The 16,937-nt window shown below is 54.7% G+C and carries 14 protein-coding genes and 1 other annotated feature; of the genes, 7 read left to right on the forward strand and 7 right to left on the reverse strand.

Annotated features, from left to right (window positions below; genetic code table 11):
• Positions 1–110 precede the first annotated feature (110 nt).
• The 5 genes from ACTQ3V_RS01240 to ACTQ3V_RS01260 form a co-directional block, all read right to left on the reverse strand.
• The gene (locus ACTQ3V_RS01240) at positions 111–848 is read right to left on the reverse strand and encodes a WecB/TagA/CpsF family glycosyltransferase (RefSeq protein ID WP_441465906.1); all 738 of its coding nucleotides are present in this window, start codon (positions 846–848) and stop codon (positions 111–113) included.
• Between the two features lie 271 nt (positions 849–1,119).
• Complete coding sequence (gene leuB, locus ACTQ3V_RS01245; RefSeq protein ID WP_441465907.1) at positions 1,120–2,196, reverse strand: 3-isopropylmalate dehydrogenase; 1,077 nt, start codon at positions 2,194–2,196, stop codon at positions 1,120–1,122.
• Positions 2,197–2,199: 3 nt separating this feature from the next.
• A complete protein-coding gene (gene leuD / locus ACTQ3V_RS01250) occupies positions 2,200–2,691 on the reverse strand; it encodes a 3-isopropylmalate dehydratase small subunit (RefSeq protein WP_441465908.1) in 492 nt (163 codons plus the stop codon).
• Positions 2,692–2,707: 16 nt separating this feature from the next.
• Positions 2,708–3,970 carry a 3-isopropylmalate dehydratase large subunit gene (leuC, locus tag ACTQ3V_RS01255; RefSeq protein ID WP_441465909.1) on the reverse strand — a complete coding sequence of 421 codons (1,263 nt, stop codon included), beginning with the start codon at positions 3,968–3,970 and terminating at the stop codon, positions 2,708–2,710.
• 21 nt (positions 3,971–3,991) lie between these two features.
• On the reverse strand, positions 3,992–5,536 hold the full coding sequence (locus tag ACTQ3V_RS01260) for a 2-isopropylmalate synthase (protein WP_441466034.1): 1,545 nt from the start codon (positions 5,534–5,536) through the stop codon (positions 3,992–3,994).
• Positions 5,537–5,567: 31 nt separating this feature from the next.
• Positions 5,568–5,808 (reverse strand) — a binding site (T-box leader).
• A gap of 141 nt (positions 5,809–5,949) precedes the next feature.
• Between ACTQ3V_RS01260 and ACTQ3V_RS01265 the strand changes: the two genes are divergently transcribed.
• Genes ACTQ3V_RS01265 through ACTQ3V_RS01275 form a run of 3 tightly spaced genes read left to right on the forward strand, consistent with a single transcriptional unit; the run spans position 5,950 to position 9,160 of the window.
• Positions 5,950–7,146, forward strand: a complete 1,197-nt coding sequence (locus tag ACTQ3V_RS01265; protein ID WP_441465910.1) for a dicarboxylate/amino acid:cation symporter — start codon at positions 5,950–5,952, stop codon at positions 7,144–7,146.
• Between the two features lie 22 nt (positions 7,147–7,168).
• Entirely contained in the window at positions 7,169–7,741 is a 573-nt protein-coding gene (locus ACTQ3V_RS01270; protein WP_441465911.1) for a phosphatase PAP2 family protein, read from the forward strand.
• On the forward strand, positions 7,742–9,160 hold the full coding sequence (locus tag ACTQ3V_RS01275; RefSeq protein WP_441465912.1) for a lipopolysaccharide biosynthesis protein: 1,419 nt from the start codon (positions 7,742–7,744) through the stop codon (positions 9,158–9,160).
• Between the two features lie 51 nt (positions 9,161–9,211).
• On the opposite strand, the gene ACTQ3V_RS01280 is transcribed toward ACTQ3V_RS01275, so the two are convergent.
• Both ACTQ3V_RS01280 and ACTQ3V_RS01285 read right to left on the reverse strand, forming a co-directional pair.
• The gene (locus ACTQ3V_RS01280; protein ID WP_441465913.1) at positions 9,212–9,640 is read right to left on the reverse strand and encodes an RrF2 family transcriptional regulator; all 429 of its coding nucleotides are present in this window, start codon (positions 9,638–9,640) and stop codon (positions 9,212–9,214) included.
• Positions 9,641–9,702: 62 nt separating this feature from the next.
• Complete coding sequence (locus ACTQ3V_RS01285) at positions 9,703–12,270, reverse strand: NYN domain-containing protein (RefSeq protein ID WP_441465914.1); 2,568 nt, start codon at positions 12,268–12,270, stop codon at positions 9,703–9,705.
• A gap of 247 nt (positions 12,271–12,517) precedes the next feature.
• Here ACTQ3V_RS01285 and ACTQ3V_RS01290 point away from each other — a divergent pair, with 247 nt between their 5' ends.
• The 4 genes from ACTQ3V_RS01290 to ACTQ3V_RS01305 all read left to right on the forward strand — a co-directional run bounded on the left by ACTQ3V_RS01290 (position 12,518) and on the right by ACTQ3V_RS01305 (position 16,917).
• Positions 12,518–12,631 carry a small, acid-soluble spore protein, alpha/beta type gene (locus tag ACTQ3V_RS01290; protein ID WP_441465915.1) on the forward strand — a complete coding sequence of 38 codons (114 nt, stop codon included), beginning with the start codon at positions 12,518–12,520 and terminating at the stop codon, positions 12,629–12,631.
• Between the two features lie 332 nt (positions 12,632–12,963).
• Positions 12,964–14,238 (forward strand): response regulator, encoded by a 1,275-nt coding sequence (locus ACTQ3V_RS01295; RefSeq protein ID WP_441465916.1) that lies wholly within the window; start codon positions 12,964–12,966, stop codon positions 14,236–14,238.
• Positions 14,235–15,959 (forward strand): sensor histidine kinase, encoded by a 1,725-nt coding sequence (locus tag ACTQ3V_RS01300; RefSeq protein ID WP_441465917.1) that lies wholly within the window; start codon positions 14,235–14,237, stop codon positions 15,957–15,959. Before ACTQ3V_RS01295 ends, ACTQ3V_RS01300 begins: the two co-directional genes overlap by 4 nt.
• Positions 15,946–16,917 carry a substrate-binding domain-containing protein gene (locus tag ACTQ3V_RS01305; protein WP_441465918.1) on the forward strand — a complete coding sequence of 324 codons (972 nt, stop codon included), beginning with the start codon at positions 15,946–15,948 and terminating at the stop codon, positions 16,915–16,917. Before ACTQ3V_RS01300 ends, ACTQ3V_RS01305 begins: the two co-directional genes overlap by 14 nt.
• Positions 16,918–16,937: the final 20 nt, after the last annotated feature.

The following is a 16,937-nucleotide window of genomic DNA, read 5'->3' on the forward strand; positions in this document are numbered from 1 at the left end:
CTGTATCCGACTTCCGGCAAATCATTGTGATTATCTTTTCCTCTGCCGATCCATTTTCTCCATATTTTCCGGATTTTATCGCAAAACGCCGGTTTGTTCCGTCCTCTGTTTTATTTGCGTTTGCCGCCGAACAGCCGCTCTCGGATAACGATGAGCAGGAATTTGGGCAGCTTCATCATGCGCCCGATACGGCTTGGCTGACAGAGCAGTCGGTAAAACCATTCGAGTCCCAGCTTGATAAAGAGTTTCGGCGCACGCTTGGACACGCCCGCGAACACATCCAGCGAGCCACCCAGACCGCAAAATAAAGTTGCATGGATATCATCCATATAATGCGCCATAAACCGTTCCTGCTTCGGTGCACCAAGGCAGACAAACACTACATCCGCACCGCCGCAAGCGTTGATGGCATCCACTGCCGTCTGCGGGTCGGCAAAGTAACCGTCCTGCGTGCCAGCCAGAACCAAACCCGGATATTTTTCGCACAGGTTTTTCCCGGCTTTTTCCGCAACCCCCGGTTTCGCCCCTACAAGAAACAGCCGCATGCCCTCCTTGGCCATCGCCGCGACCAGCTGCTCGGCAAACTCGACGCCTGCCACCTTGCCGCAAAGCTCCTCGCCAAGAATTTTCGCCGCATAAATAATGCCGATTCCATCCGGCAGCACCAGTGCCGCACGATTGACAATGCCCATATATTCGCTGTCTCTGCAGCAAAGATCAACGATCTCCGGATTTGGCGTTACCACATAGCCTTTCTGCCTTGCGCGGATACGGCTCATTGCCACATCAACAGCCTGCTGCATCGTCACAGCATGGAAATGCACGCCCAAAATTGAAGCGGTTTTCATTTTCTATCTCCTGCATTCTTTATTTTCACAATAAAACAGTGGGTATTCAAAATCTATCTTATTATACAGCAGTCTCTGCAAAATCTCAAGTCTCCGCACGGCAAATCTCTTTTTGGCACAAATACAGACAAGAAGTCAGGCATTTCGCCCGACTTTTTGCACATTTATTCCTTTTTCTCCATATCTTTTCGACAAGTGCCCCCTCCGCTCTTACTTCATGAAAATGAAAGAAAAGGGGCCACAACGTTTGCTGTGTCCCCTTTTTCCAGTCTTAAAGCTGTGCGCGGATGAGTTCGCCCATCTCGCTGGTGGAAAGCACCTTTTCCCCTTTTGCGGCAATATCCGCGGTACGATGTCCGGCATCCAGTACGCTTTCGACTGCGTTCTCGATTGCGTCCGCTTCAGCCTTCAGGCCGAAGGAGTAGCGCAGCATCATCGCGCAGGACAGGATGGTGGCAATCGGGTTGGCGATGCCCTTGCCCGCGATATCGGGCGCGGAGCCGTGAATCGGCTCGTACATTCCCTTGCCGGTTTCGTTCATCGAAGCCGAGGGCAGCATGCCAATCGAACCGGTAATCATCGAGGCCTCATCCGACAGGATATCGCCGAACAGATTGCCGGTCACAATCACGTCGAACTGGCCCGGGTTGCGTACGAGCTGCATCGCGCAGTTGTCCACATACATATCCGAGTATTCGACCTCGGGATATTCGTCCTTGATGCGGTGCATAGTCTCACGCCAGACTCGGCTGGTCTCCAGCACGTTCGCCTTATCAACCGAGCAGACCTTCTTGCCCCGCTTCATCGCCATCTCAAAGGCACGGCGGCCGATGCGCTCCACCTCATGAACCGAATAGTTCATATCGTCCGCGCCGACCTCGCCCCAGCCCTTTTCGCTTTCGCGGCGGTAGTGCTTACCGAAGTATACGTCGCCGGTCAACTCACGGCAAACCAAAATATCAAAGCCGTCCCCAATGATTTCCGGCTTAATCGGGCAGGCATCTGACAGCGCCTTGTGCATCTGCGCAGGACGCAGGTTAACGAACAGGCCGAGCGCCGCGCGCAGGCCGAGCAGCGCCTTTTCCGGGCGCTTTTCCGAGGGAACTTCATCCCACTTCGGGCCGCCCACCGCGCCGAGCAGCACGGAATCCGCGTTTTTGCAGATTTCGATGGTTTCCTCGGTCAGCGGGATGCCGTTGACATCAATCGAGCATCCCCCCGCGAGCACCTCGGTATAGTTGAACTGGTGACCGAACTTCTCGCCAACCTTATCGAGCACTTTCATTGCCTCAGTGACGATTTCCGGACCGATACCGTCGCCCTTAACGACTGCAATATGGTACTGCATCGCTTACTCCCCTCTTTCCTTGAGCGACTTGAGCAAACCGCCCGCCTTAATAATGCTCTGGATGAACGGCGGGAAAGCCGCCGCCTGATAGGTCTCTCCCTTGGTCTCGTTGGTGATAACGCCGGTGTCAAAGTTGACCGAAACCGTGTCGCCGTTGTCAATCCCGTTGGCCGCCGCCTCGCACTCGAGAATCGGCAGGCCGATATTGATGGCATTGCGGTAGAAAATGCGCGCAAACGATGCGGCAATCACGCAGGAAACGCCGTTTTCCTTGAGCACCAGCGGCGCATGCTCACGCGACGAGCCGCAGCCGAAGTTGCGCGTTGCCACGACGATATCGCCCGGCTGCATTTTTTTCACAAATTCCGCGTCGATATCCTCCATCGCGTGGGTCGCTAATTCCTTAGGGTCTGCAATATTTAAGTAACGTGCGGGAATAATAACGTCGGTATCGACGTTATCCCCGTATTTGAAAACTCTGCCTTTTGCGTTCATTGTGCTGTTTCCTCCCTTACTTCAGGTCGTCAGGCGCGCAGATATAGCCCGCAACAGCACTTGCCGCCGCGACCGCCGGGCTCGCCAGATAGATTTCCGAGGTAATATGGCCCATGCGGCCGACAAAGTTGCGGTTTGTGGTCGAAACCGACTTTTCGCCGTGCGCCAGAATACCCATATGACCGCCCAGACACGGGCCGCAGGTCGGAGTGGAAACGATGGCACCCGCCTGAACAAAAATCTTGGCGAGGCCCTCCTCAATACACTGGAGATAAACCTCCTGCGTGGCAGGGATGATGATGGTACGCACGTTCGGATTGACATGACGGCCCTTGAGAATCTCGGCTGCAACACGCATATCGTCGATGCGACCGTTGGTGCACGAACCGATGACCGACTGCTGAATCTCGATATGCCCCAGCTCGTCGATCGTCTTGGTGTTTTCCGGCAGATGCGGGCAAGCAATCGTCGGCCGCAGCGCGGACAGGTCGATTTCAATGACCCGCTCATACTCCGCGTCCGCGTCAGCCTCGAATACCGTGATATCGCGGTTTACGCGGCCCTTGATGTACGCCATGGTCTTATCGTCAACCGGGAAAATGCCGTTTTTCGCGCCCGCTTCAATGGCCATGTTGCAAATGGTGAAGCGGTCGTCCATCGACAACGACGAGACGCCTTCGCCGACAAACTCCATCGATTTATACAGTGCGCCATCCACGCCGATTTGACCGATGATGTGCAGAATGACATCCTTACCGGACACCCACGGGCGGAGCTGCCCCTTGAGCACAAACTGAATCGCGCTGGGCACCTTAAACCATGCTTTGCCCGTCGCCATGCCGGCGGCAAGGTCGGTTGAACCGACACCGGTCGAAAACGCGCCGAGCGCACCGTAGGTGCAGGTGTGGCTGTCCGCGCCGATAATCAACTCGCCCGGAGCGGTCAGGCCTTTTTCGGGCAGCAGCGCATGCTCAATGCCCATGCTGCCGACATCAAAGAAATTGACGATGCCATGCTTTTGGGAAAATTCACGGCAGGTCAGGCACTGCTCGGCGGATTTGATATCCTTGTTCGGTGCGAAATGGTCCATAACGAGCGCGATTTTGGTGTTATCGAACACCTTATCAAAGCCCGCCTTCTCCATCTCGCGGATTGCGACCGGACCGGTGATATCGTTGGCGAGCGTCAAATCGACATTCGCCTCAATCAGCTGTCCGGCGCAAACGCTGTCCAGCCCCGCGTGCTTTGCGAGGATTTTTTGCGTCATTGTCATACCCATAACGGTTGTTTCCTCCTGCCCTCAGTCGATGAAATACTTGTTGATGCCGTTGATGTAGGCCTTGATAGATGCCTCGATCACGTCGGTCGATACACCGCGGCCGGTTACGATCTCGCTGCCGTCGATGCTGATCTTGGCGATCGCTTCCGCCTGCGCGTCCTCACCGTCGGTCATGGAGCGCAGCGTGTAATCCTCCAGTTCCACATCCTTGCCGACAATCTTATTGATAGCGCGGAACGCAGCGTTGATCGGGCCGTCGGAAACCGCAGCGCGCTCGAACATCTCGTCGCCCTTCTTCACGCGGATAACCGCTGTCGAGGTGATGGTGTTGCCGGAATTGATGACAAAGCGGTCAAGCGTATAGCGCTCCTCGCCGGAAACCGGCACCGCGCCGACCAGAGCTTCCAAGTCTCGATCCTTGATAACCTTTTTCTTATCGGCCAGCGCCTTGAACTTATCGAAGGCTTTATCGAGCTTTTCCTTATCCAGCGAATAGCCGAGCTCACGCAGGCGCTCTTCAAACGCATGGCGGCCGGAATGTTTGCCCAGTACGATGGCATTCTTCGGAATACCAACCGATTCGGGCGTCATAATCTCATAGGTTTCCTTGTTGGCCATCACGCCGTGCTGGTGGATGCCCGCTTCGTGTGCGAAGGCATTGGCGCCGACGATCGGCTTGGTCGGTGCAACCGAAACACCGGTAATCGTCTGAATCATACGGCTGGCGCGGTAAATCTGATGGGTGTCAATGTTGCACTGCACGCCAAACAGATCCTTGCGGGTATTGAGCGCCATAACGCACTCTTCCATCGAGGCGTTGCCCGCGCGCTCGCCGATGCCGTTGATCGTACATTCGATCTGATCGATACCGGCTTCCACACCGGCCAGCGAGTTGGCTACCGCCATGCCGAGGTCGTTGTGCATATGGCAGGACAGGATGACGTTCTCGATGCCCTCCGTGTGCTCACGCAGATAGCGGATGCGGGCCGCATACTCCTCAGGGATCATATAACCGACGGTGTCCGGGATGTTCAGCGTGGTCGCGCCGGCCTTGATAGCGGTCTCGAACACGCGGCACAGAAAGTCCATATCCGAACGGCAAGCGTCCTCGGCCGAGAACTCAACGTCCTCGCAGTACTTCTTGGCGTATGCCACATTGTGCGCCACCGATTCAATGACCTCGTCCGGCGTCATCTTGAGTTTATATTCCATATGTAAGGGCGAGGTTGCAAGAAAGGTATGGATACGAGCGGAGTCTGCATGGCGGATGGAATTCCATGCCGCGTCAATATCCTTTTCCACGCAGCGCGCCAGCGAGCAGATGGTCGAGCCGTGCACATTATCCGCAATTGCCGCGATTGCCGCCGCGTCGCCGGGCGAGGAGGCAGCGAAGCCCGCTTCAATAATGTCTACCTTCAAAGCCTCCAGCTGCTTGGCAACCTCGATTTTTTCATTCAGGTTCATGCTGCAGCCGGGAGACTGCTCACCGTCACGCAGCGTCGTGTCAAAAATTCGGATGGTTCTTGCCATGTTCTTGTCCTCACTTTCTTGTCTTTTGGTGTACAGGGACAAAAAAAGCTTCGTCCCTTAATCAAAATTAAGAGACGAAGCATAACTCCGCGGTACCACTCTTGTTGCCGCATAAAAGACGGCCACTCAGCGCGCATCAAACAATACGCCGCCCCTGTAACGGTGGGCATCCGTTCCCTCCTACCGGCCGGACGGCTTTCAGCGGACCGCTCCCGGGCGAGTTTCACCGTTTCCTGACGCTGCCTTGCACCAACCGACAACTCTCTGCGGACAGGGATGCGATTACTTTACCCGTTCATCACCTTTTGCAATATGTTATTATATTAGACTTTGGCCGCGCGATTGTCAAGAGGTATTTTTAATTTTTCCTTCCAAAGCTGTCGACTTGCGAAGATTGCAGCAATCTGGTATAGTAATAGCTATACTGCAAAAAAGAGGAGCAAAAATACGTGAAACAACTGGGATTGCTTATTCGTTTGATTGTCGGCATCATCGCCGGTACACTGATTGGCCTGTGCGGCAGCTGGTTCGGCATTGCAGACTCCGCCGCATTCATCGCCGTCGTACGCTTGTTCGCCACCTTTACGTCGCTGTTTTCCACCTTTCTGTCCTTTATGATTCCGCTGATCATTCTCTCATTTATCACGGTGGGCATGGCGGAACTGGGCAAAAAAGCCAATCGCCTGTTTGGCATTACGCTGCTGCTGGCATACGGCACCACGGTCATCTCCGGTTTTCTCACTTTCCTTATCGGCAAGGCGGTTCTCCCTTCGCTCATCCAGCCCATCACGGGCGATGTACTGGAAAGCAATGCCTTCCAACCGTTTTTTACCATTGAAGTGCAGCCAATCTTCAGCGTAATGACCGCACTGGTGCTTGCGTTCGTGCTTGGCATCGGCATGGCAAACCTGCGCGGTTCCTCCCTGCTGGACGTGTGCCGCGATCTGCAGCGGATTGTCTCTGGCGTGCTCAAACGAATCATCATTCCGCTGATACCGGTCCACATTGCGGGCCTGTTCTGCAACATTGCCGCAGAAGGCCGCCTGTTTGCTACGATTACGATGTTTGCCTCCCTGTATGGCATCATCATTGTACTGCAGCTTGTGTATATCTTCTCACAGTTTGGACTGGCCAGCGTGGTTTGCCGCAAAAATCACTTTAAAAGCATGAAAAATGTTGTGCCCGCTTATTTTACCGCACTGGGCACCCAGTCCTCGGCCTCCACAATTCCGGTGGCGCTGGGCTGTGCCTATAACAACGATGTCAATGAAGATGTCGCGGATTTTGTTGTGCCGCTGTGCGCAACCATCAACTTAAACGGCGACACCATTTGTCTTGTTCTCGGCTCGATGGGCATAATGATCGCCAGCGGCCTGACGCCTACCCTTGCCATGTTTGTCCCCTTCATTATGATGCTCGGCGTGACCATGGTTGCCGCACCGGGCGTGCCCGGTGGCGGCGTGATGGCGGCGCTCGGCCTCATCACCTCTATGCTCGGCTTCACCAACCCCATGCAGCAGCTGATTATTGCGCTGCACTTCTCACAGGATAGCTTCGGTACTGCGACCAATGTAACGGGCGATCAGGCGATTGCGCTGATCGTCGACCGGATTGATCGCGCGGACAGCGAGAAAACTGCTTACTGATTGACAGAAAGGAGCGCCTGCCTTGGAGGTACTGCTTGACATCATCCGCTCATTTGACTTTGATATTCTGTATGAGATTTCCACGCATTTGCGCGGCGGTATATCCGACACATTCTGGAAATTCTTTTCACTGATCGGCAATGCCGGCGCCGTTTGGATTGTGCTGGCCATTGCCTTACTTTGCTTTCGCAAAACGCGGCGCGCGGGTGCCGCGATGCTGGTGGCACTGCTCATCGGCCTGCTCATCGGTAATGTATGGCTCAAGGAATGGATCATGCGTCCCCGCCCCTTTGTGACGCATCCGGAGCTGACCGCCCTGCTCGATCCGGGCGACCGGTGGTCCTTCCCGTCCGGTCATACCCTGTCCTCTTTTGCGGCGGCGACAGCCTTGTGCTTTTTCCATCGCAAATCCGGCGTGTTTGCCTACATCTTGGCGGCGCTGATTGCTTTTTCCCGGCTCTATGCCAGCGTACACTATCCTACGGATGTGCTGGCCGGTCTGCTGCTGGGTATTCTGTGTGGCCTGATTGGCGCTTGGCTGACCGACCGCGTCGCTGACCGCATCCATACTATACGGCTGAGAAAGGGTTCGTAAATGAATCAGTATAAGCGGCTTTTGAGCAACACCTTTATCTTTGCAGTCGGCACGTTCAGCTCCAAAATCCTTGTCATCCTCATGCTGCGTTTCTATACCGGTATGATGACCACGGACGAGATGGGCGTTGCCGATTTGATTGTGAAAACCACCAGCATCCTTTATCCGGTCGTTTCGCTCTCCATCGGACAGGCAATCATCCGCTACGGTTTGGAACGCCGCCGTCGCAAAAGCGATGTGTTCACCATCGGTCTGGCAACCATCCTGTGCGGCTTTGTCATTGCGCTGCCCTTCCATCCGCTGCTCGGCCTTATCCACTACAACACCTCAACCGGCGCGACCGGTTCGCTGCTGGAATACCAGTGGCTTATCTATCTATATGTACTGACCTCCTGCACGCAAAATGCCTGCAGCCAGTTCATCCGAGCGCTGGGATATGTACGGCTGTACGCCGTTGACGGTATTTTCCGAACCTTTGTCACCATCCTGCTCAACATCCTGTATCTGACGGTATTCAAATGGAATATCTTCGGCTATGTATTCTCCATCATCTGCGCGGACGCGCTTTCCACGGTCTGCCTGTTCCTGCTGGCAAGCCTGTGGAAGTATATCCGGCTGCGCAAACCCAATTTTTATTTATGGCGCAGCATGCTGGCCTACTCGCTGCCGCTCGTACCGGATGCGATTCTGGTCTATATCATCGGCTTTTCCGATCAGGCATTCCTTGCGGCCATGCAGGACACCTCGGTCAGCGCCATTTACTCCATTGCGTACCGTGTGCCGACGTTGATTGCTCTGGTTGCCTCCATTTTCGTCGATGCGTGGCAGATTTCCATTGTCAACAACAACTCGCGGGAGGAGCAAATTCACTTTTTCTCCAATGTCGGCAACACTTACAGCTCGATTGTATTCATCATCGCGTCGGGCGGCATCATGTGCGCCAAGCTCGCCATCACCGTATTGGCCGTGCCCAGCTACTATATCGGCTGGACCTTCATTCCGGTACTTGCGGTTGGCGCGGGCTTTAACTGTCTTTCGAGTTTTCAGAAAAGCGTATATCTGCTGGAAAAACGCACGGTTCCCTCGTTCCTGTCCACCGCGTTTTCCGCAGTTGTCAATATTACGCTCAACGCGCTGCTCATCCCGCGCTACGGCGGCATGGGCGCGGCGACGGCGACACTCATCAGCTATGTTGTCCTGTTCCTGTACCGTGCGATTGACAGCCGTCGCTTCATGCCGGTGCGCTGGAATAAAAAGCGACTGGGCGGCACTGTGCTTCTGCTGTGTGTGCAGGGGGCTTTGATGCTGCTCGAGCCGCCGCTTTGGTTGCTGTGGCAGCTGCTGCTGTTTCTTGTTGTATTTCTGCTCAATTGCCGCGAACTGCTGGTGGGCGTCAATAAGCTGCTGCACCGCGCATAAACAGCCCCATACCAAAAGAAAACGCCGGACTCCTGTCCGGCGTTATTTTTTTCAAATGGAAAAATCCAATGCTTTGCCTCGATTGACCAATTCTTCGAGCGTGACCGAATCCACATACTGATTGATCACCTCGTACAAGCCGCGCCAAAAGTCCAGTGTGATACATTCCTGCGCACGCGTGCACTCTACCGGGTCATGTTCCAGACACGCCACCGGCACCAGAGCACCTTCTGTAATGCGTAAAATATCTCCCGCTGTATATTCCGACGGATGTCGCGCCAATTGGTATCCGCCCTGCGCGCCGCGCGTGGATGTTACAAAGCCCGCGCGCGACAACTGAACGACAATCTGTTCCAGATATTTAGCCGATATTTCCTGCCTTTTGGAAATATCCCGCAACGGGATGTAGCCGGCAGCATCATGCTGTGCCAGATCGATCATCAGACGAAGCGCATATCTTCCCTTTGTCGAAATCTTCATATGCAATACCCCTTTGCAACATTATTCCTCAAAAAGCCGCCACTTTTCACATACGCCACATATTATCCCTGCTGCAAACGCGCAATCACGTCCGCAATGTGCTGGCTGGCCTGCTCCACTTCCCATTTCAGCTCCGTGGCGGAGATGCGCTCGGCACCGTGTCCCAGAATAATCATCTGCTCCATGCCATCCGATGTGGCAACGCGCACACGGTGCTTGCGGGAGAGGTCGTAAGATGCTTGTTCAATATACATGTCCGCCGTTTCCGCCTCCTTGGTGTAAACGATATGCAGACCATGCCGCTTTTCAACCGATCCTACTCCCCCTTTGACCTTATATGCGTCAAACACCACAATCAAATGGCATTTACGCACGCTCTGATAATTGCTCAAGGCATTTATCAACGCTTCGCGCGCTGCATTGATATCCGCAGCCGCCATGCTGCGCAATTCGTCCCATGCGAAAATAATATTGTACCCGTCAACCAACAGATAGTCATCCGCACGGATACGGGTAACATACAACTGTTCAATCGTCTCCGCCTTTCTGCGACTCTGCCGAAAGGCCTCAAAGCCACGGTCACGAACCGGGCCATAGGTACGCTCAAACAGAGCGCGCAGCTCTTTATCCTCCTCCAGACCGGATGAGGCAGCCGCGCGGCGCACCGGCTGAAACGTCGGCTCTTCTTCCTCGGGCTGCAAACAGATGCCCGCGTCCATATGCGCATGTGCTTGCACCTCATCCCACTTGACGACATAGCCCGCGCCATGCGAACAAAACACGGAATCCGGGGAATTTTCGGTATCGTGTTCCGGCTGATAGCCGCTCTGCTCAATCACGTGTGCGGCATTGTGGCAGGGGGCATAGCCATTCGGCGTGCACACCAGCCGTCCGCGTCCCTTGGTATAGGCCGCCACCTCGGTCCAGTAATTGCGCATTGCGGAAACCGGCGCCGTGCCGGTCAGCAGCGCGCCGTCCTGCTGCGGCTCGGGCGGTTCAAACGTGCCTTCCATACGCTGAATATCGTTCATCGCTCGGCCCACACATTCCTCGGGCAGCGTCAGCTCAAATGCGTAGTACGGTTCAAGCAGCACACTTTCCGCCTGCATCAGACCGTTGCGCACGGCGCGGTAGGTCGCTTCGCGGAAATCGCCGCCTTCTGTATGTTTGACATGCGCGCGTCCGGTCAGCAGCGTGATTTTGATGTCCGTAACGGGTGCGCCCGTGAGCACTCCCACATGCGTTTTCTCTGCCAGATGCGTCAATATCAGACGCTGCCAGTTGATATCCAGCGTATCAGTCGAACAGGCCGTGGCAAACTGCAAGCCGCTGCCGCGCTCGCCCGGTTCCAGCAGCAAATGCACCTCCGCATAATGGCGCAGCGGCTCAAAGTGACCGATGCCGACCGCTGGCGTGGTGATTGTTTCCTTATACACTATGCTTCCTTCGTCAAACGTGACCGGAACGCCAAAACGTTCCGCAATCACGCGGCTCAGGATTTCCAGCTGCACCTCACCCATGAGCTGCAAATGAATCTCGCTCAGGCGCTCATTCCAGACTACCCGCAGTTGCGGGTCCTCTTCCTCCAGCTGGCGCAAATTTTTCAGCATGGTATGTGCATCAAATTTATCCGGAAACTGTACCCGGTATCCCAATACCGGCTCGAGTACCGGCGGCAGCGCGCCCGCCGCACTGCCCAGTCCCATGCCGGGCTTGGTATGGGTCAGTCCGGTTACAGCACAGACCATACCGCTTTCCGCCCGCTCGACCGATTGAAATTTTTCGCCGGAATACACCCGAATCTGGTTTACCTTTTCCTGCCAGCCGCCGTCCTCTTCGCCGGAAAGCAGCGCACGCACGGCAAGTGTACCGCCGGTGAGTTTGAGATGAGACAGGCGGTTCCCCTGTCCGTCGCGTGTGATTTTGAATACCTGTGCACCAAACACGCTGTCATACTGCGGCTGCTGTGTGTAGCGCTCCAGTCCGTCTATCAGCGCCTCTACGCCTTCCAGCCGCAGCGCAGAGCCAAAATAACACGGAAACACCTTACGCGCACGAATCAGCGAGGTGATTTCCTCGGATTCTACGCAGCCCGTCTCCAGATACCGTTCGAGCAGCGCCTCATCGCACACGGCAATTTCCTCCGCCATGGTCTCTGACGCGTCAAAGGCAATACAGCCATCCCCCAGACGTTTTTTCAATTCCGCCATACGCGCGGCACGCGCGTCCGGATGGATGTCCATTTTATTGATAAAAAGAAAGGTCGGCACATGGTGCCGCTCGAGCAGCCGCCACAGCGTCTGCGTATGTGCCTGCACGCCGTCCGTTCCGCTGACCACCAGAATTGCATAGTCCAGCACCTGTAGCGTGCGCTCCATTTCCGCGGAGAAATCTACGTGTCCCGGCGTGTCCAACAGCGTCACCGCGGCCGTCGGCAGCGACAGCTCAGCCTGTTTGGAAAAAACCGTGATGCCTCGTTCCCGTTCAATTGCAAACGTATCCAAAAAGGCGTCTTGATGGTCTACCCGTCCCAGCTTTTTCACCGCGCCCGTCAGATACAGCAGCGCCTCAGACAGCGTTGTTTTCCCCGCATCTACATGCGCCAGAACACCGATGACAAATCGTTTCATAGCTTCCTTCTCTTTAATTGATTTATTAATATTATATCAAAAAAGTAGTTAAAGCACAAGACGTTCCAGCCCCTGCACGCATATAACAATTTTTCCTCTTTAACCGGCATTATTGAAATTTTTGCACATAATTTGCACAGCATTTTCCTTGAAGAACAGCAATTTCATCTCATATTGCGGTTTTTTGCGCACAAAATACTATCAGCAAAACCCCAAAAACAAAATCAAACAAAAGGAGAGAAAAAACATGACTAACACGAAGAATGGTTCTAATCAGGGTATGGTTCCGGAAGCACGCGCCGCAATGGATCGCTTTAAGATGGAGGCGGCAGCCGAGCTTGCTGTCTCTCTTCCATCTTAATTCCAAATCGCACTACATACCGGCTCACAACTCCGAAATGACCGCCTCTTACCCATATGGAGGCGGCCGTTTTCTATTCCACGCCTTTTTATGGGGGTAAGACGTTTTCTCTTCCGCACACACGCGGACAGTGTGGCTTTCACCCTTCTCAGCGAACGGCCTTGAGTGGACAGGCGCTGCAAGTGCGGCCCAGTCTTACCCAACATGCGCTCCCATTCGCACTGTTTCCATATTGTTGCAGAATTTGTTTTGCGAAATAGGGAGAAATTTGGTATAATACTGCACATCAGAATTCCTATTACCGCCTTGGCAAGGAAAGGACGGAAGCTGTTATGGCTAAATCATTATACTCTGTGATTGTCGCAGACGATGAGGACGAATTGAGGGAAGCGGTGTGTACTATGATTCCCTGGGAGGACTATGGTTTCCGTCTGGTAGGAAGTGCCAGCAACGGTTTGGACGCCCTGCAAATGGTGGAGGAGTGTGAGCCTGATCTGCTGCTCACCGATATCCGCATGCCCTTCATATCGGGCATTGAGCTTGCCCGACAGGTGCGCGAAATCCGTCCCGCCACCAACATCGCTTTTCTCAGCGGCTACGACGATTTTGAATACGCCAAACAGGCGATTCAATATAATATCATCAGCTATATGCTCAAGCCCCTGACCATGGAGGGATTGAGCAAGGAGCTGCAAAATATCCGCCAGAAGATTGACACCCAGTTTGCCATGTTCCGGCAGGCACCCTCCAGTCCCGGCGGGCTGGACTTGCAGACCGCGATGCTGATGCCTCTGGTGCTGGACGATTACGCCGAGCCGGACGGCGAGCAACGGGCAAAGGCCTATGCACGGCAATGCGGCCTGCTGCATGACATAGAGGACTGTCCTTATTACATTGTGATGGTATCCACCCTGCTGGAAGCGGACGAAGCAAACTGCACGCCCCCCTCCTTTGTTGCGTCCGTCAACCGGCTGTCGACAAAATATCTACGCGGCGCGCATTTCTTTGCTTCCGGCAAAGTGATTTCCGTGCTGCTGGGCAATCCGTCCGACTTCGATAAATACCTCCACATCCTGGCGGATGAAATCCCCCAAATGGCAGACCGCGTGCTGGGGAAACGCTGCCGCATCGGCATTAGCCGCGCGACACGGAATTTAACCGCTCTGCACGATGCCTATCGGGAAGCGATGGAAGCCCTTCGTCAGGGGGACCGCATGGAGAGCGGCGCGCAGTTTATCAGCGACCTGTCCCCTACTGTCAAAGGCGGGGAACTGCTCTGCAAGCGAGCCATGGAGGCCCTCAACCAGCACTATATGGATGCTGACCTCTCTTTGGTTTCGCTCAGCGGAATGTTGACCGTCAGCCCCAACCACCTTTCCTCCTGTATCAAAAAGTACACCGGCGAGACTTTCATCAATATTCTCATCCGCAAGCGGATGGAAGCTGCCCGCGAACTGTTGATATCCTCCCCGCTCAAAATTCAGGAGATCGCCCAACGGTGCGGCTATACCGATCAGCACTATTTCAGCTACTGCTTTAAGAAATACTGCGGCGAATCCCCCAGCACCATGCGCCGCAGGCTGGATCGGGAAAAGGCAGGTGAATGATTTTGAAAGACCGTGTCTCCCGCACAGGGCTGCGGATTACTACCATTCAGGTCTCCATGGTGCTGGGCGTGGTGGCAGTCATTCTGTGCTGTAGTATTCTTCTCTTTCTCAATCGCTACCGCAGCGCCATGGTACAGAGCGCCCTTACCAGCAGTGACCAAGCAGTCTCTCAAGTCTCCAACACGGTCGGCAACTATCTGCAAAGCATGGAGCAGGCCATGTCTCTGGTGGAATGGTCCCTGCTGGAAAGCGCCGACAACCGAAACCAGCTCTTGGAAGCCTTTCTGACCTTCCGCCCGGATGTGGTGGCGGTGACAAGCTACTCTCCTTCCGGTAAAATGCTGGACTGCTGGTGCCTTGACCGGGAGCCACGTGAGGTCATTTATCAGAATCTTTCCTTCAATCTGGATAGAGCCCGTGCCTCGGGCGACGCCTATATGACCGCTCCCCACGTAGAGAGTATCTTTGAGGGATATTACCCTTGGGTGGTGACCATGACCGTGCCGCTGGAATCCGGCAATCAGACGGCCTGGGTCTCGCTCGACCTGAGTTTTTCCAGCATCTCAACCTATATCAATAATGTCAGCATCGGCCAGCGCGGCTATTGCTTTCTCATGGACAAACAGGGCGACATCGTCTATCATCCCCAGCAGCAACTGCTGTACGCAGGTCTGAAATCCGAGGACACATCCTCTCTGGCTTCGTTGGCCGACGGTGCCTATGTCAATGACACAGTGATATATTCCGTTACCAGCGTCGCGGGCAGCGACTGGCGTATCGTCGGCGTCAGCTATGTCGATGAAGTGGTCAATCGCAACTTCCGGGAAATGATTCGTCTTTCCCTCATAGTGGGAGCGGTTCTGCTCGCGGTAGCGGTGCTGACGAGTTTTCTTCTCTCCCGACTGCTGTCCCGTCCGCTGCGCGGTTTGGCCGATGCCATGGAACGCTTTGAAACCGATGCCGACCACTTCACCTATCTGCCTGTGGGCGGCACCCGAGAGGTTCAGGAGTTGTCCGGCTCCTTCGAGCATATGGTACTGCGCATCCAGCGTCTCATGACCACGGTGCGAGAGGAGGAAATCAACCTTCGCAAAACCGAGCTGAAAGCCCTTCAGGCGCAAATCAATCCGCACTTTCTATATAACACGCTGGATTCCATCGCCTGGATGTGTGAGCAAGGCCGCACGGACGATGCGGTAAAAATGATTCACGCGCTGGCCAGACTGTTCCGCATCAGCATCAGCAAGGGACATGAGCTCATCCCCATCGCCAAGGAAATCGAGCATGCGGAAAGCTATTTGCAAATCCAGAAATACCGTTATAAAAATCAGTTTACCTATGCGTTTGATGTCGACCCTGCGTGTCTGAACTATTACTGCAACAAGATAACCCTGCAGCCCATTATCGAGAACGCCATCAACCACGGCCTTGATCTGCTGGTGGACGAGGGCCGTATTACCGTACAGGTACGGCAGGACGGAGAGGACATTGTATTCGACGTTCGCGACAACGGCGTAGGCATGAGCGATGAACTGATTCAGTCCATTTTACAGCGCGGGCCGGATGACCGCACCGGTATCGGTATCCGAAATGTCAACGACCGACTGCAAATCTACTTCGGCAAGCAGTACGGCCTGCACATCAGCAGCGAGCCGGATGTGGGGACCTGCGTGGAAATTCGCATGCCTAAGATACAGGAGGGGGACTATGAGACGAAATAGATGGGGCGCCGTATGGGCGGCTGTGCTTTGCATACTCTTGTGCAGCTGTTCCACCAGCACCGGCTACTCCCGACAGCACACGGTCGCTCTGGTAGCCAAATCCACAAAGACCGAGTTCTGGCTGTCAGTCTTTGCCGGGGCGGAGGCTGCCGCCACAGAATACAATCTCAAGCTCACCATCATCGGCCCAAATACAGAAGAGGACTACGAAGCACAGAATCAAATGGTGACCGACGCGGTAAACGAAGGGGCGGAAGCCATTGTGTTTTCCGCCATCGACTATGAGAATAACGCCGCTGCGATTGATGCCGCCGCCCAAAACGGCGTTAAAATCGTGGCCATCGACAGCAACGTGGACTCCGAGGCGGTAAGCACCTACATCGGCACCGATAACTACGCCGCCGGACAAATGGCAGCACAGGCGGCCCTCGAACGAGTAAAAACACCGCTGAAAGTCGGCATTGTCAATTATGATATCAGCAGCGCCAACGGTCAGGAGCGGGAGCAGGGGGCGGTGGATGCTTTTACTGCCAGCAACCGGGCCGAGGTTGTCAGCGTCATCAACACATTGGCGGAGGCTCGCCACGCTAAAATGGATACCATCTCCCTGCTGACAACCCACCCGGAAATCAATGTGCTGCTGGCCTTTAACGAGCCTACCAGCGTGGGTGCAGCACAGGCGATAGAGCAAATGGGGCTGTCCGAAACAGTCTTTCTATTGGGCTTTGACTCCAATGTTGACACGGTAGACGGCCTGCAAGAGGGCTCGGTCGACGCCCTTATTGTGCAAAACCCGTATGCCATGGGCTATCTGGGCGTGGAAAGCGCTTATAAACTGCTCATCGGACAGTCCAGCGGAATGGAGCGCATCGTAGACACTTCCACTCAGATCGTGGACCGGAATAATCTTTTTGATGTGGACAGCCAAAAGGCATTATTCGCATTCGACTCTCGTTAAATTGTGAAATATGCACAATT

It is taken from the genome of Candidatus Agathobaculum pullicola, from assembly GCF_052117205.1.
Classification (GTDB): Bacteria; Bacillota; Clostridia; order Oscillospirales; family Butyricicoccaceae; genus Agathobaculum; species Agathobaculum pullicola.